Below are 15,918 nucleotides of genomic sequence, written 5' to 3' on the forward strand. Positions count from 1 at the left end.
GACCTGGGCCGATCACGGACTGGTGATCGTCGGCGGCGCCGTGAGCGTGTAGGTCCCGTTGGCGCTGACGGAGTCCCCGGAGTTGTACAGGAGCGGGTCGCAGGCGAAGTTCGCACTCAAGGTGAGATTGCCACCGGAGAACGCGAGCTGACTTCCATGAAGGCTCCAGTTGAGGGTCCCGGTCGTCCCGCCCGGGCCTCCGATCTGGAGCAAGCATCCGTCGAGGAATTTGACGGTGAACCGAAGGCCGGTGAACGTCCCGGTCGTGGTCGCCGTGAGCGCGTTGTAGCTCGCCGCGTTGAACAGGTACGGCAGTCCAGTCGCCAGGGACGTCGACGTGCCTCCGGTAGGTCCCATCCCACACGCTCCGACCGGGGCGCCCGTGCCATGGAAGGCCCACGACGACACCTGCCCGAGCCCCGCCCCGGGAAGGTTCGTGCCACTCGGGAACGAGCTGGTGAAGCCCGAGTCGCCACAGATCGACATCGACGCCCCGGAAGTCGTGTCGACGAAGTTCGTGCTTCCATGTGCGGCACCACCCGGCCCGCCCGAGACCGTCCACGTCGCCGCCGCGGCGGGAACGGCGGCGAGCCCGACCACGCTCCCGACACCGACAAGACCCGCCGTTATTCGGCGCGCCAAACGAATTCCTCGCCCCATCACTCTCCCTTTCCTTGCCGGCGAAGATCGAATCACTTCACCGCATTCGCCGATTCACGTCACCATCAGCCACCTCGACATTCTTTTCAAGAGGCGGATTCGACCATCGCTGGCCACATCACGCCATCACTCACATAGTGAGCGTCTACGTTTGTAATAAATTGATAAGGCGACTACGTCACGGAGTGCACGCCTCGCTGATCGCGACCGGATTCCAGTAGAAGGGGCTGCATTCGAGCATGCGGCCGTCGCGGACCTTGACCAGCTGGACGATCCGGGTCTCGACGCCGCGTCCGGTGGCTTTGGAGCGGAAGCGGACGCGGTTGCTCACCACGACCGTGTCGGCGTCGCCCCAGTGCTCCTGCTCCAGGAACTCCATCGATTCCCAGGCGTCACTGAAGGCCGCCATGAAGCCTTCCATCCCCGCGTGTCCCCGCCATTCACCGGTGCCACTGAAAGGCATTCCGGGAGCCTGGTAGAGCACCACCTCCGGGTCCAGGTACGCGGCGACGGGCGCGAAGTCGGCCTTGCCGTAGCCGCCCGCCGCCACATAGGCGGCCTCAGCCTCGTAGAACTTCTGCATCACGGCCCAGGCGTCCGGTTCGTTCGTCATGCTCCGAGCATGGGCGACGGGCGGGACGGGGCGCTGGCGGCAATGCGACGTCCAGTTCGACCGGCGTCCGTTTCCGGCCTCCCGCACTGCTTGTCCTGACCTCACGTCAAGGGTTTGATCATCGAAGCGATCGGTCACTCGCGATGCGGGAGTTCCTGATGAGACGTCTACTCGCCCTCCTGATGTGCGCGGTCCTGCCCATGGCCTTGACAGGTTTCGGAATCAGGGCGTCGGCGCAGGCGGCCCCACGTCCGTACACGGCCGGGTTCGCCGCGGCGCCGGGGCAGTACTTCGGGACGAGGGTGCGGCTGCTCAACGGGACCTCCCTCGCGGCCGGCGCCACGCAGACCGTCAAGGTCGCCGGGGTCGGAGACCTGCCCGCCTCCGGACTCGGCACCGTCACGCTGAACCTCGCGGTCAGCGGCGCAGCGGGGTCGGGCGGCGTCGTCCCCTACCCTTCGGAGCTGACCGCCGCCCCCGCCGTGACCGGCGCGCCCTTCCACAAGGGCGTCTGGGACGACACGGTGCTGACGGTGAAGGTCGGCGCGGACGGCTCGGTCAAGCTCAAGAACACCGGCACGGGCGCCGCCACCGTGTACGCCGACGTGCACGGCTGCACCAGGGCGACGGCGGGTACACCCGGGGCAACCTACGTTCCGCTGCCCACGGCCCGCATCGTGTCCGGCCTGACCGTCCCCGCCAAGGGCACGCTCACCTTCGCCGTCGCCGGGACGGGCGGCATCCCGACCGCGAACGTCGCCCACGTCGCGGCGACCCTCGTCACCAAGAGCACCGGCTCGGGACGCCTCTTCGCCTACGCTTCCGGAGCCGCCCAGCCCTCGGGCGCGAACCTGGACTACCGCCCCTCATCCCCTCTGTCGAACCACGCCGTGATCCCGGTGGGGGCCGACGGCAAGGTGACGGTCTCCAACGACGGCGCCCAGGCCGCGACGCTCTACGTGGACTCGTCGGGCTACTACGTGTCGCCCCAGGCTCTGGCCGAAGGCTCCCGGACGACTCCGGTCACTCCGACCCGCATCGTCAGTGCGGTGAACATCGCGGCAGGCGCGTCCTCCACGATCGCCCCGCTCGGCAAGGGCGGGATCCCCTCCGCCGGCGTCTCCGGCGTCGGCGCGAACCTGACCGCGAAGAGCACGGCCGCGGGGCAACTCCGTGTCTACCCGAACGGCCAGGCCAGTGTTCCGGCGGGAGGCGCGCAGTCCTACCTCGCGAACGACTACTACGCGAGCTTCACCCAGGTACGCCTGGGTAAGAACGGCCAGTTCACGGTGAAGAACACCGGAAGCGTGACGGTCACCCTCTGGGTCGACGTCTTCGCCTACTACGGCCAGCCGCCCGCGACGGACGTGGCCGTCGACGCTTCCGGCGCGCCGGACGGCACCGGGCAGGCAGGCCAGAACGAGACCGCCCTTTCCCGTGACGGCCGCTACCTGTTCTTCTTCACCTACGACGGCAGCAACCTCGCTCCGGCGTCCGTCTTCACCTCGGGCGGAACGACGAAGTACCTGCTTCGGCGCGACCTGACGACAGGAGAGACCATCGTGGCGTCACGGGCGGCGGACGGGGTGACCCCGGCCCCCGCCGACGACTATGCCTTCACCGAGGACGTGCTGCGCGAGATCGCCGCCGACAAGGACGGCTCGGTCGTCGCCTACATCGCGAGACCGCCGGGAGGCGGGGACTACGAGATACGTGCCACCGACCTCGTCCACAACACCACCCGCATCGTGCAGTCGCAGTTCTGCCATGACGATCCGGACCTGGCCATCAGCGACGACGGCGGCACCGTGGCCTACACGTGGTGCGCTCTCTCGAGCGACAACAGGCTCCTCCACACGGTCATGCGCAGGCATCTGGACGATCCGGCGCAGCAGGTCGACACGTGCGCACTCGGGTCCGGCTGCGCCACCTGGGGCTACCTGGACATGTCCGGGGACGGCACGAGGATCGCCTATCCGGAGTCCGACGGCCAGGACACCGGGGGCGGACAGCTCCACATGATGCTCTACGACTCCACGAGCGGATCCACGACCGACCTCACCGACCCGATCGACCGGACCGCCGACGAATGGTTCAACTACCCGGTCCTCTCCAAGGACGGCAGCACGATCGGGGCGCGGTACTCGTCCATCGGCTACTACGGCGACGTCTGGAAGCGGCTCGACGGCACCCGGACGCAGAAGTCGAACACCGTCATGGGGGACGCGAACGGCCTCGGCTGGATCTATCCGGAGGCGATGAGCCGGGACGGCGGCGCCTACGCCTTCCTCTTCGGAGCGACCACCCCCGGAACGCACGGCTACGTCTACCGGGCGGCGGACGCCTCGACCGTCGGCCTCCCCGGCGTCACGTCCCAAGGCGAGATCAACATGGACGTCCCGGACGACGGTTCCTTCGTCATCTGGCACCGGACCACCCAGTTCAGTGACATCGTCAACGGCCACCCTCAGGCGGGTGTCTGGATGACGCGGGTGTCCTGACCGGTCAGCGGGGGTTGTCGGCGGTGACCGGATGGGCGGACGCCTGGGACCTCATGTGGAACGAACCCATGCCGGGGATGATGCCGAGCAGCTGCGGGTGGACGGTGATCTCGACGGAGACGCGGACCTCGTCCTGCGTCGGGTCGCAGCTGCGCGCGTCCACCTGCTGGCTGTAGTCGTCGAGGAGGGAGTACGCGCTCGCGCACGCGGTCTGGGTGTCGATCTGGACCTTGCCGCCGTCGCGGAGCGCGTTGGTGTCGATCTGGTTGGCTCCGGCGCGGGCCGCCTGCTCCGCCATGTCGGCGGCGTGCTGGCGGGCGTGGATCGCCAGGCCGCCGTCCACCAGGAGCCCGGCCAGCATGAAGACGATCGGTGTGAACAGCACGATGTAGAGGGTGATCGTGCCGCGGTCGCGTTCCCCCCGTGGCAGGCGCCACCGGACGAATCGGCGGCCCCGGTCCGTCGGCTGGGGGCGGTTCGAAGGGCTCATTCGCTCGCCCCGCCCTGTCCGTTCGCCGTGCCCTCGCCCCGGTAGGTGTAGGTGTCGATGGGGGCGATGGCCTTGCCGGTGATGGACTTGGTCCCCGGCAGGCCGATGAAGGCCAGGTCCGAGAGGTCGACATGGCAGGTGATGGTGACCCCGACGCGTCCTCCCGCGCCCCATGCGGAGGTGTCGGTGGTGACCTGGGGCCCGCCCGCGCACCAATGGTGACCCTGGAGGTCGGCCTGGGCCGCCTGCAGCCCCAGCTGCTCGGCCTCGCCGGCTCCGCGCGCCGTCGAGGCCGCGCGCGCGGCGTCCCTGGCCGCGCCGTCCACCTGGCTCTTGGCGTCCACCATGCGCCCGGCTCCCGCGAGGAGCAGCAGGAACGCGACCACGACGGGCGTGGCGAAGACCATCTCCAGCGACATGGAGCCGTCGTCGTTCCGGCGCCACGGCCTCATCGGGTGCCGCCCTGGCACGCGGTGCCCGAGCCGACGTCCGGCCGGAAGCACTCGATCGGGCCGCGTGAGCGCTGCGCCACGTGGAAGGTCATGAACGGGATAACCCGGACGGCCGTCCCCCGCACCTCGACCCACCGTTCGTCGCCCTCCTGCCCGGCCTGCACCGTCACCGGGTTCAGCAGGTTCCTGCCGACCTGGTCCACGTTGGCGGTGGCCCGCTCCACCGCCGACCCGTTCCAGTCGCCGCCGGGATCGGTCCGGGCCGTCCGGGCTCCCGCCTGGGCGGCGGCGAGGGCGACCTGCCGCGCGAAGAAGACCATCGCGAACTGGACGACCAGCAGCATGACGAGGATCAGGATGGGGGTGAGCATGGCCCACTCCATGGCGGACGCGCCCCTGTCCCCCTCAGCCCGGCGCGTCCGGCGGACACGGCCCACGAGCCGGGGACGGGCGCGGTGGGCTTCCAGGGCGGGCGGCTCAGACGACATCGGGCCGTCACCCCTGCGGGGTGTCCACCTTGATGTTGTCCGCCGCCTTGTGGATCTGGGTCTTGATGACGATGCCGATCGCGGCGGCGATCGCGGCGAGCAGGGCGGTGATGATCGCCCACTCGATGGCGGACGCCCCGACACCGCGGTCCTCTCCCGACCGCAACCGGTCGACGCGGACGGCGAGCATGAGCCGCAGGTACTCCACGCGGGGGTCGGCGAGGGGATTGAGCGGAAACATGTGCACTCCTTCGGGCGGGACGGTCACGTAGACACGACGACGCGCATCAACGCCGGGAAGATGAGGAAGACCATGAAGGCGGCGCAGAAGAGCAGCTGGGCGACCAGCATCGACTGCGAGCGTTCCCCGGCCCTGCCCTCGATCTCCGACAGTTCGCGGCTGCGCATGGACGCCGCGCGCGCCGTCAGGGACTTGCGGATCTGCGCCCCGTCGTCGGCGACGAGCGTGAGCGCGCCGGCGAGGTCGCGCAGCTCGGCGATCCCGATCTCGTCGCCGAGACCGCCCAGCGCCTCCCACGGCGTCTGGCCGGTGATGCGGGCGTTGGACAGCGCGTCCCGGATGCGGAGCATCGTCCAGCCGTCGCCCACCGAGGCGGCGGCCATCAGAGCCTCGGGCACGCCGCGTCCCCCCGCGAGGTTCATGGAGACCAGGTCCAGGAAGGCGCCCACCACGTGGCGGAAGTCCTGGCGCCGGGCCTCGGCCTCCTGCTTCAGCTGCATGTCCGGGAAGAAGAAGAACGCCGCCGCGAAGAGAAGGCAGACCCACAGCGGGACGGCGTAGGAGACCCCCGCTCCCAGCAGCGCGAAGTACGCCACCACCACGGGGGTGAACACAATGGCGGCGGTTGGCAGCAGGACCTTCGACGCGAGAAAGCCCTCCAGCGAGCGTTGTGTGATGGCCAGGTCGGCGCGGATGGAACGCAACTGCCACCCGCGCGCGTCGCACCACAGCACGAGCTGCCTGCCCAGGCGCGCACGCAGCGCGCCCACGCGGTCCGTCGTCGGGGAGACGCGTCCCGACCGGGCTCCCTGCGCGTCGAACCGGGCGGAGTCGAGCGCCGCGAGCCGGGACGCGAGCCCCGGACGGGACGGGAAGAGCGCCCGGGAGAGCAGGTAGAGGCCGAAGCCGACCACCGCTCCGGCGAGCAGGGCCCCGGTCACGCGCCACCACCTCCGGCGTCCGTCGTCTGCCGGCCTCGCGGCTTGCCGCCGCTCCAGTCCGAGACCGTCGACGGCCTCTCACGAGGCACTCCCGGCGTGGTCTGCGCGGCCGAGTTCAGGAAGCGGTCGGGCAGCTGGTACCTGGCCAGGCGCCGGAGCCACAGAAAGCCGCCCGCGTAGAGGGCGATGATCAGCACCAGGATGAGCTGCCCGAGGAACCCGTCATAGGGCTTCACGTAGGAGTGGTTGAAGACCGCCAGCCCCAGCGCCGTGCCGACGGAGACCCCCACGACGATGCGGACGCTGCGGCGGGTGGCGCGGCGGTCGGCCTCGACGCGGCGGCGCATGTCGAGTTCGGCGCGGGCGGAGGCGGAGAGGGCGCCGAGCATGTCGCGGAGGCCGGGGCCGCGGAGCTTGGCGTTCAGGATGAGGGCGGCGACGACCAGGTCGGCGGACGGGTCGTCCAGGTCGTCGGCGAAACGGCGCAGGGCCTCGGGCATCGGGACGCGGGTGTGCAGGCGGTCCACGAGGACGCGGAGGGGCTGCTGCAGGGCGGGGCCGGCGGCGCGCAGGGACGCGGGGATGGCCTGTTCGAGGCCGACGGCGCCCGCGATCGTGTCACGGAGGGACTCGGTCCAGGCGGCGAGGGCCTCCAGGCGGGCCATCGCGCGGCGCTCCTCGGCGGCACCGCCCGCCAGGCCGTCCCAGGCGAGGACGAGGGCGGCGGTTCCCGCGGCGGCGACGACCCAGCGGGTCACGACCAGGACGGCGACCGCGCTCAGCACGGCGATGCCCGTCCGGGTGGTGAGGGTGCGGAGCATGTCCGCGCGGCTGCGTTTCACCGGGCCGGGACGAGCGGGAAGGCCGCGCAGCGCGACGCCGAGCAGCAGCAGCCCGCCTCCGGCGATGGCGCCGGCGACGATGGCCAGCAGGACGTCCGAGGCGAACATCACCAGCCTCCGGCGGTGGGGTCGTAGCCGTGCTCGGCGAGTTCGGCGGCGCAGGCGATCGGGGCTGCGGGCTGGGCCTGGCCGTCCGGGGCGAGGGCGAAGACCTCCGACGACAGGACGCGGCCGTCGACGCCGGTGACCTCGCGGATGGACGCGACGTACCGGCGCAGGCGTCCGCCCGTCGCGTAGTCGTTGCGCTTCTCGATGAAGACGACGAAGTCGATGGCGCCCGCGATGAGCATGTGGGTGGCCTCGACCGGGAGGCGCTCCTCGGACTGGATCGCGTAGGTCGCGATGCGGTTGAAGACCTCCATGGACGAGTTCGCGTGGATCGTCGACAGGGAGCCGTCGTTGCCCTGCGACATCGCGTTCAACATGGTGACGATCTCGTCGCCGAGGACCTCGCCGACGATCACTCGGGACGGGTTCATGCGCAGCGAGCGGCGGACGAGTTCGGCCATGGTGATCGCGCCCTGGCCCTCGGAGTTCGGCAGGCGCTGCTCGAACGCGACGGCGTTCGGGTGGAGCTCGGGGAAGGCGTCCAGGCCGAGTTCGAGGGCGCGCTCGACGGTGATGAGGCGCTCGTGCGTCGGGATCTCGTTGGCGATGGCGCGCAGCAGGGTCGTCTTCCCGGCGTTGGTCGCCCCGGCGATCATGATGTTCTTGCGGGCCAGGACGGCCGCGCGCAGGAACCGGCCGACCTCGGGGGTGAACGTCCCGTTGCCGATGAGGTCGGACAGGAACACCTTGCCGAGCCGCGCGCGGCGGATCGACAGCGCGGGCCGGACGGTCACGTCCATCACGGCCGACAGGCGCGAGCCGTCGGGAAGGCGCAGGTCGAGCTGGGGGTTGGCGGTGTCGAACGGACGCGACGACAGGCCCGAGTAGGCGGCGAGGATCTGGATGAGCTCGACGAGCTCCTCGTCGGTCTCGGCGACGGGCTCGCCCATGACCTCGCGTCCGTCGGCGTAGCCGACGAAGACGCGGTCGCAGCCGTTGACGTCGATGTTCTCGATCTCGGGGTCCTCGAGCAGCGGCTGGAGGCGGCCGACGCCGAACAGCGCCGCGTGGACGCCCGCCGCGAGCGCCTCCTCCTCCTCGGCGTTCGGCGGACGGCGTCCGGAGGTGATCTCGCCGCGCGCGAACTCCTCCAGGACCTGGGAGATCAGCGCGCGGGCGAACTGCCGCTCGTCCTCGCCGGACATCGGCGGCAGGCCGTTGGCGGCGTCCAGCCGGCGCTGCTGCGCGAGCCGGTCGCCGACCTCCTGGCGCAGCCGCTTGACCAGGGCGTGGTCCATCAGTACCGCCCCCCGGCGGGCATCGGCTCGGCCCCCGCGGGGTTGCTGCTCACCCTGGTCAGCAGGGTGGACGCGAGCTCGCGGGCGGAGCGGACGAGCAGGGTGCGGTCGAGGCGTCCGCCCCACTGGCCGGACAGCAGCTCGGCGCCCTTCGGGTCGAGCGCGAGGCCGCCGAGGACGGAGACGGGCGCGGACGGGACGCCGCCGCGCGCCTCCATCCGCTGCCGGGTGCCGGTGAGGACGCGGTCGACCTCGGCGACGGACGCGCGGAAGTCGCGCGGGTCGGCGAGGACGACGACGCCGATCGGCGGTCCGCCGCGCAGCTCGCCGGTCAGGGCGGTGACGCGTTCCCGCAGGTGGGCGACTTGTTCGAGGGTGGCGCGGGTGAGCAGGACGACCATGTCGGCCTCGCGGAGCAGCTCGTTCAGGGGGCTGCCCGCGCCGAGCCGTCCGCAGTCGGCGATGACGTCGACCTCGCCGAGGCCGCGGAAGGCGCGCGCGAGCGGGCTCCACAGCCAGGTCATGCCCTGCGCCTGCTCGGCGCTGGTGATGCCGACCAGGACGTCCAGGCCGCCGACGAGCCGCTGGCAGTGCTCGGCGATCTGGTCGGGGCGCAGGCCGCGGCGGGCGGTCGCGGCGAGGCTGAGCAGGCCGCGGGACGGGTTCAGCATGGTGGGCCCGCCGGACGCGCCGGGCTCGCCGGACGTCGCGGGGTCGGCGGGCAGCCGGTACACCAGGTCGCCGCCCGCCTGGTCGCACTCGGCCACCAGCACCGGGCGCGGCCAGACCGCGCCGAGCGCCACCGCGGCCGTCGTGACGCCCGGGGACCCCTTGTCGGCGGCGAGCGCGATGAGAGCCACGATCAGCCCCCGCCCGTTCCGGGCGACTTCTTGGTGCGCTCCGACGGGTGGGTCGTCGGTGTCGTCCCGGACGGCGCGTTCCCCGACGGCGAGCCGGCGCCGTCGGACGGCGAGTCCCCGCTCGGGGACGGCGGGACGTCGGAGCCGGCCTGCGGCTGCGTGCCGTCCGGGATGAGCGCGACCGCGACGAGCCCGCCCGAGGCGGCCTGCGTGACCGCCGCGACCTGGCCCGGCGGGACGGCGACGTCCAGGCTGAGGCCGTCGCTGCCGAGCCGTCCGCTGCCTCCGGACGAGACGCCGATGACGATCGCGTCCGCGGCGAGGACCGTGCCTCCGCGCGCCGCTCCGCCGTTTCCGCTGCTCACCGCGTACAGGCTGACGTGCTTGCCGGACTCCAGGCCCTTGGCCGGGAACTGTCCGGGCTTCAGCGACAGGCCGACGATCATGCGTCCCTGCGCGGCGCCGTTCGTCCGGCTGACCATCGAGTTGGTGAGGAGGGAGCCGCGCACGAGCGGCACCGCCGCGAACGTCTGGGCGACCTTGGCGCGCTCGGACCAGGCGATGTACTCGATGCCGGTGTCGCCGACCTGGACCTCCTGGAGGGCCGACATCGGGATGCGCTGCCCGGCCGCGACCGGCTGCGCGATCCGGATCGCCGACACCCGCTGCCCGCTCGCCATCACCAGGTACGCGCTGGCCAGCGCGCCGCCCAGGACGAGCAGCACGGCCAGCGCCGCGAGCGCCGGTCTGCGCTCGCGCGGCGCGCTCGGCAGCCGCTGGCCGCCCGCCGTGCCGAGCCCTGTGGACCCGAGTCCGCCGCCCGCCGGGCTCGTCGTGAGCCCGCCCCGTCCGCTCGTCGCCCGCTGGTCGCTCTTCATGGGGGCAGCCACGTGCTCCTTTCACGCCCGCCGGAATCTCGGAAGTGGAGATCTCCGAATCGTCGGGCGATCCATGCTCGCGGGACGAACGCGCCCCCGTCAACGGATTCGGCCGGACGTACCCGGGACGTGACCTATGAAGCGCAGGTGACCAGCCGTTTCGCCGACCACTTCGCGGCTTACCCTGGGTCACACCCGTCACTGACACCACCGAATCGGACACCCAATAAGGGCGATATGTTCGAATTTGACGGAGTGGCGGGAACGGCGCGTCCGGATCGGCGGCGCACGTCGCCCGGATTCCGTCGATATCCCGCCGATCGGCGGGCGACCTCCGCGCCCGCCGGGACCGCGTCCTTCCTTCTCGTTAAAGTGAGGCCCGGTCGACGCGCGCGCACATGTTGCACGGGCGCGCGGAGCGTGGCCCCACAGGCGCGCGGAGCGCGAACAGGTCGCGGTCGACGTTCAATGGCGCAGGACAGAGGGGCTGGGATGCGGATCTCGTTCACGGCGCTGACCCAGGAGGGACCCCGGGACGTCGTGGCGGACGTGGACGACCGCGCCACCGTCGGCGGGGTCGCGCGGGCGCTCACGGCGGGCGGCGACGGACTCTGGGCGGACGGCCGGATGCTCGATCCGCAGGCCCCGGCGGCCCGCGAGCTGCGGGACGGCGCCGTGGTCGCCGTCGAGCGCCGGACGGCGGCGGCGACGGACCTCGCCGAGCCGTCCGGGCTGGTCGAGGTGCGGGTCGTCGGCGGGCCGTCGGCGGGTCCGGTGCACCGGCTCGGGTTCGGGACGATCACCGTCGGGTCCGGCGGGCGCGCCGACCTCACGCTGGACGACCCGTCCGTCCCGGAGGTGTCGCTGCGGGTCACGGTCGGACGGGACGGTGCGGAGGTCGAGCCGTCCGCGCACACGATCGGGCACGCCGTCCTTTCCGGGACGCCCCTCGAAGCGAAGCAGGTGTGGCCGGTCGGGAGCGTCCTGGCCGTGGGGTCGAGCGTCCTGATGCTGGCGGCCAGCGCGCAGCCGGACACGCACCTGGAGCCGCTGGCCGAGGGCGGGCTCGCGTTCAACCGTCCGCCGCGGCTCAAGCCCGCCGTGCGGAAGCGGCGGATCGACGTCCCGAAGCGTCCGGAGCGTGATCCGAAGGAGCGGCTGCGGCTGTTCGGCGCACTGCTGTTCTCGGCGTTCGGCCTGGTCATGGCGTTCGGGATGGGCCAGTGGTGGTGGGCGCTGTTCGCGCTCGCGTGGCCGGTGATGACGGTCGGCGAGTGGATCGGCGACCGGATGTACGGGCGCAAGTCGTACAAGAAGTCGCTGCGCGAGTACGAGGCGCAGAGCGCCGCGTTCGGGACGCGCCTCGCCGAACTGCGCCGCGAGGACGAGCGCGAGCGCCGCGAGGCCGACCCGGACCCGGCCGAGATCCTGCTGACCGCGACCGGTCCGCGCCGCCGCCTCTGGGAGCGGCGGATGACCGACCCGGACGCGCTGCACCTGCGCCTCGGCCTCGCCGACCTGCCCTCGCTCATCGAGATCCGCAGCGACGGACCGCATCCGGGACGCCCGTCCTCCAGCCTCAGCGGCGGCCTCGCGACCAGCGCGAACCCCATGGCGAGCGGCGCGGGCCGCGTCCTCGCCCCCGACGCGGGCGGGGCCCTGGGCGCGGACGGGGACGCCGCGCCCGAGGTCCCGATGTCCCGGCTCGTCCCGGTCGCGCTGCCGCTGCCGGACGTCGGCGTGCTCGGCATCACCGGGCCGCGGGCCGCGACGCGGGGGCTCGCGCGCTGGCTGGTGGCGCAGGCCGCGGCCCTGCACAGCCCGCGTGACCTGGCGATCGTCGTCCTCACGGCGGACGCCGAGGCGGGCGAGGAGTGGAACTGGGTGCGGTGGCTCCCGCACACGCGCCCGCGCGAGGGCGAGGAGTGCACGGCCCTGGTCGGGTCGGATCCGGAATCGCTCGCTCACCGTATTACCGAGCTCGCGATCCGGGTGAGCGAGCGGCGGCGGGCCGCGCAGGCCGCGCAGAGCTTCTTCGGGCAGGGCAAACCGCCCGAGGCGATCCCGTACAACATCCTCGTCGTCCTGGACGGGGCGCGGGCGCTGCGCCGCCAGCCGGGCATGCCGATGCTGCTCGCGCGCGGCGCCGAGTACGGCATCCACGCGATCTGCCTGGACGACGAGGAGCGGCTGCTCCCCGAAGAGTGCAACGTCGTGGCGGCCTTCGAGGAAGAAGACGGCCCGACCGTCCGGCTGCGCGGGCACGGGCTCGACGCGATCGGCCCGGTGCTGGCCGACCGGGTTCCGGTGGCGTGGGCCGAACGGGTCGGACGCGCGATCGCGCCCGTCCGGGACGTGTCGCGGCAGGCCTCCGAGGACGCCGTCCCGGTCAGCACGCGCCTGCTCGACCTGCTCGCGATGCCCGAACCGGACGCCGACGCCGTCCTGCGCTTCTGGCAGCGGACGGACGGCCGCGCCACCCGCGTCCCGATCGGGATCAGCGCGGACGGCCCGTTCTCGGTCGACCTGCGCTACGACGGCCCCCACGGGCTCGTCGCCGGGACGACCGGCGCGGGCAAGTCCGAGCTGCTCCAGTCGCTGATCGCGTCGCTCGCCGTCGCGAACCGCCCGGACGAGATGACATTCGTCCTGATCGACTACAAGGGCGGCGCGGCGTTCTCCGACTGCGCCCGCCTCCCGCACACCGTCGGGATGGTCACCGACCTGGACGGGCACGCCACCGAGCGCGCCCTCGAATCGCTGTCGGCGGAGCTGCGCCGCCGCGAGGAGATCCTGCTCGGCGCGGGCGCGAAGGACATCGACGACTACCAGGCCGACGGCGGCGGCGGGCTGCCGCGCCTCGTCCTGGTCATCGACGAGTTCGCGGCGATGGTCGCGGAGCTGCCCGAGTTCGTCGCCGGGCTCGTGGACATCGGACGGCGGGGACGGTCCCTCGGCGTCCACCTGATCCTCGCGACGCAGCGTCCGGCCGGGGTGGTGACGGCGGACATCCGCGCGAACACCAACCTGCGGATCGCGCTGCGCGTCACCGACCCGGACGAGTCCACCGACGTGATCGACGCGCCCGAGGCGGCGCAGATCGGGAAGGCGACGCCGGGCCGCTGCTACGTCCGGTCCGGCGTGGACGAGCCGCGCCTGGTGCAGACCGCGCGCGTCGGCGGCCGTCGCCCCGCGCCGGGCGCCCCCGCCGGACGCGCCGACATTCACACGATCGGCTGGCAGGGCCTCGGTCGTCCGCTGCCCGGACCACGCGGGGCGCTGGACGACGCGTCCGCCGAATCGGTCACCGACCTGGCCGTCCTCGTCCGGGCGGTCGAGGACGCGGCGCGCCGCGCCGGGATCGCGCGGCAGCCGTCGCCCTGGCTCACCCCGCTCCCGGAGCGGGTCCGGCTGGAGCCGCGCACGGCCGCCGGGGGCTCGGTCGTGGACGTCCCGGCGATCCCGTTCGGGGTGACCGACCTGCCGTCCGTCCAGTCGCGCGAGCCGCTGGTCGCCGACCTGGTGAAGGGCGGCCACCTGTACCTCGCGGGGACGGCCCGGTCCGGCCGCTCGACGGCGCTGCGCACGTTCGCGGGGTCGCTCGCCGCCGCCTGCTCCCCGTTCGACGCGCACCTGTACGCGATCGACTGCGGCGCGGGCGCGCTGCTGCCGCTGGTGTCACTGCCGCACTGCGGCGCGGTCGTCACCCGCGACCAGCTCGACCGCTGCGAACGGCTGCTGACCGCGCTCGGCGCGGAGGTGTCGCGGCGGCAGCAGCTGCTCGCCGAGGCGGGCTTCGCGTCCCTGTCCGAGCAGCGCGCCACCGTCGCCGCCGCCGACCGGCTGCCCTGGATGGTGCTGCTGCTCGACCGCTGGGAGGGGTTCGTCGGCGCGTTCGACACCTATGACTACGGCCGCCTGATCGACATGGCGCTGCGGCTGCTGCGCGAGGGCGCGGCGGTCGGCCTGCGCGCCGTCTTCACCGGCGACAGGACGGGCCTGACCGGCCAGGTCTCCACGGTCTTCGACCGGCGGCTGGTGCTGCGGATGGCCGACCCGAACGACTACGGGTACGCCGGGCTGCAGGAACGCCAGGTCCCCGCGTCCATGCCGCCGGGACGCGCCCTGGAGGTCGTCGCGCCGGGCGTCCCGCCGCGCGAGTCGCAGATCGGACTGCTCGCGGACGACCCGTCCGGCACGGCCCAGGTCACCGCCCTCCAGGAGATCGCGCGCGCCGCGTCCACCCGCTACGGCCGCCTGCCGCGCGGCCGGCGTCCGCTGCACGTGGACGAGCTGCCGGTGCGCGTGACCTACCGGGAGGCGATGGAACTCGACCCGGACCTCATGCCGCCGTCCGCGCTCTGGTCGCTGGTCGGCGTCGGCGGCGACACCCTCGCCCCGGCCGGCGTCGACCTGCTGAACGAGGGCCCCGCCTTCGTCGTCGCGGGACCGGCCCGCTCGGGCCGCTCGACCACGCTGCGCACGATCGTCGAGTCGCTGCTGGACCCGGCCGTCGCGGGCGGGCTCGTCCCGGTCGTCCTGGTGACGCCGCGCCGCTCCCCGCTGCGCATGCTCGCCGGGCGCCAGGGCGTCCTCGGCCTGCTCACCGCCAACTCCACGACCGACGACCTGGAGGAGGCGATCGGCGACGAGCACCGCTACGCCGTGGTCGTGGACGACGCCGAACTCCTCGACGAGTCCGACCTGGACGACGGCCTCCGCGACGTCCTGCGCACCGCCCGGGACGGCGAGCACGCCCTCGTCCTCGGCGGCACCACCGAGGACCTCGGCCGCGGCTACCGCGGCTTCCTCGCCGAGGCCCGGCGCTCCCGCTCCGGCGTCCTGCTCTCCGTCGACTCCCCCGACGACGGCGACCTGTTCGGCCTCCGCCTCCCGCGCAACGCCTCGCTGGGCGGGCCCGCGGGCCGCGGTCTCCTCGTCCGCTCGGCCACGACCACGCAGATCCAGGTGGCCCTGCCTCCGCCGCTGAACGGCTGACCTCTTCTCCTTCAAGGCGCTGACGTGCTGTTTCGGACGTCAGCGCCTTGTTCTTGTGGCTCCGTGCGCGAATTCGAGAGCACTGCTCTTGACTGTGAGCGTCGTTCGCGAGAGCATTGCTCTCGTTAGGAAGAAACGCACCATCTCGGACGTCGGAGGTCCGCAATGCTCGACATCGCCAAGGGCGCCAACATGGCCGTGATGTTCTTCCTGGAGCTCGGCGTGCTGATCTCCGTCGGCTACTGGGGCTTCACCCTCGGCTCGAACTGGGCCGTCCGGATCATCGTCGGGCTCGGCGCCCCGGTCGTGATGGGGACGCTGTGGGGCCTGTTCGCCGCGGGCGGCGGCGACAACGCCACCTACCCCCTGCACGGCATCGCCCGCGGCGCCTTCGAGATGGCCTGGTTCGGCACCGCCGCCCTCGCGCTCTACGCGTCCGCGGCCCTGACCCCGGCCCTGATCTTCGCGGCCGTCTACGTCGTCAACGCCGTCCTGCGCCTCACCTGGAAGCAGTGACCTCTCGCGTGAACGGCCCGGCCGCCTCGTGC

The 15,918-nt window shown here is 72.6% G+C and carries 14 protein-coding genes; 3 read left to right on the plus strand and 11 right to left on the minus strand.

The annotated features are described in order from the left end of the window. Window positions 1-12 precede the first annotated feature (12 nt). Window positions 13-357 (minus strand): hypothetical protein, encoded by a 345-nt coding sequence (locus AB0L06_RS04105; protein WP_500229441.1) that lies wholly within the window; start codon window positions 355-357, stop codon window positions 13-15. Between the two features lie 481 nt (window positions 358-838). Further along, the gene (locus AB0L06_RS04110; RefSeq protein WP_500229442.1) at window positions 839-1,273 is read right to left on the minus strand and encodes a nuclear transport factor 2 family protein; all 435 of its coding nucleotides are present in this window, start codon (window positions 1,271-1,273) and stop codon (window positions 839-841) included. A gap of 158 nt (window positions 1,274-1,431) precedes the next feature. Here AB0L06_RS04110 and AB0L06_RS04115 point away from each other — a divergent pair, with 158 nt between their 5' ends. After that, complete coding sequence (locus tag AB0L06_RS04115) at window positions 1,432-3,774, plus strand: hypothetical protein (RefSeq protein ID WP_500229443.1); 2,343 nt, start codon at window positions 1,432-1,434, stop codon at window positions 3,772-3,774. Between the two features lie 4 nt (window positions 3,775-3,778). Here AB0L06_RS04115 and AB0L06_RS04120 read toward each other — a convergent pair whose 3' ends face one another. Genes AB0L06_RS04120 through AB0L06_RS04160 form a run of 9 tightly spaced genes read right to left on the minus strand, consistent with a single transcriptional unit; the run spans window position 3,779 to window position 10,384 of the window. Beyond that, a complete protein-coding gene (locus AB0L06_RS04120; protein ID WP_500229444.1) occupies window positions 3,779-4,264 on the minus strand; it encodes a TadE/TadG family type IV pilus assembly protein in 486 nt (161 codons plus the stop codon). Further along, complete coding sequence (locus AB0L06_RS04125; protein WP_500229445.1) at window positions 4,261-4,716, minus strand: TadE/TadG family type IV pilus assembly protein; 456 nt, start codon at window positions 4,714-4,716, stop codon at window positions 4,261-4,263. Before AB0L06_RS04125 ends, AB0L06_RS04120 begins: the two co-directional genes overlap by 4 nt. Continuing rightward, complete coding sequence (locus AB0L06_RS04130; RefSeq protein ID WP_500229446.1) at window positions 4,713-5,204, minus strand: TadE family protein; 492 nt, start codon at window positions 5,202-5,204, stop codon at window positions 4,713-4,715. The genes AB0L06_RS04125 and AB0L06_RS04130 overlap by 4 nt, the downstream gene beginning before the upstream one ends. 7 nt (window positions 5,205-5,211) lie before the next feature. Next, entirely contained in the window at window positions 5,212-5,445 is a 234-nt protein-coding gene (locus AB0L06_RS04135) for a hypothetical protein (RefSeq protein ID WP_500229447.1), read from the minus strand. 23 nt (window positions 5,446-5,468) lie between these two features. Further along, window positions 5,469-6,386, minus strand: coding sequence for a type II secretion system F family protein (locus AB0L06_RS04140; protein ID WP_500229448.1), 918 nt, complete (start codon window positions 6,384-6,386; stop codon window positions 5,469-5,471). Continuing rightward, window positions 6,383-7,336 (minus strand): type II secretion system F family protein, encoded by a 954-nt coding sequence (locus AB0L06_RS04145; RefSeq protein ID WP_500229449.1) that lies wholly within the window; start codon window positions 7,334-7,336, stop codon window positions 6,383-6,385. The genes AB0L06_RS04140 and AB0L06_RS04145 overlap by 4 nt, the downstream gene beginning before the upstream one ends. Continuing rightward, window positions 7,336-8,634, minus strand: a complete 1,299-nt coding sequence (locus tag AB0L06_RS04150; protein WP_500229450.1) for a TadA family conjugal transfer-associated ATPase — start codon at window positions 8,632-8,634, stop codon at window positions 7,336-7,338. Before AB0L06_RS04150 ends, AB0L06_RS04145 begins: the two co-directional genes overlap by 1 nt. Continuing rightward, a complete protein-coding gene (locus tag AB0L06_RS04155; RefSeq protein WP_500229451.1) occupies window positions 8,634-9,494 on the minus strand; it encodes a CpaE/TadZ family protein in 861 nt (286 codons plus the stop codon). The genes AB0L06_RS04150 and AB0L06_RS04155 overlap by 1 nt, the downstream gene beginning before the upstream one ends. Window positions 9,495-9,496: 2 nt before the next feature. Next, window positions 9,497-10,384 carry a hypothetical protein gene (locus AB0L06_RS04160; protein WP_500229452.1) on the minus strand — a complete coding sequence of 296 codons (888 nt, stop codon included), beginning with the start codon at window positions 10,382-10,384 and terminating at the stop codon, window positions 9,497-9,499. Window positions 10,385-10,864: 480 nt separating this feature from the next. On the opposite strand from AB0L06_RS04160, the gene AB0L06_RS04165 reads away from it, so the two are divergent. Together AB0L06_RS04165 and AB0L06_RS04170 are read left to right on the plus strand one after the other, a co-directional pair. Then, window positions 10,865-15,370 carry a type VII secretion EssC family protein gene (locus tag AB0L06_RS04165; protein ID WP_500229453.1) on the plus strand — a complete coding sequence of 1,502 codons (4,506 nt, stop codon included), beginning with the start codon at window positions 10,865-10,867 and terminating at the stop codon, window positions 15,368-15,370. A 165-nt stretch (window positions 15,371-15,535) separates the two neighbouring features. Further along, window positions 15,536-15,886, plus strand: coding sequence for a YrdB family protein (locus AB0L06_RS04170; RefSeq protein ID WP_500229454.1), 351 nt, complete (start codon window positions 15,536-15,538; stop codon window positions 15,884-15,886). The last annotated feature ends 32 nt before the right edge of the window (window positions 15,887-15,918 follow it).

The sequence above is a fragment of the Spirillospora sp. NPDC052269 genome (assembly GCF_040679435.1).
In the GTDB taxonomy this organism is placed as follows: domain Bacteria; phylum Actinomycetota; class Actinomycetes; order Streptosporangiales; family Streptosporangiaceae; genus Spirillospora.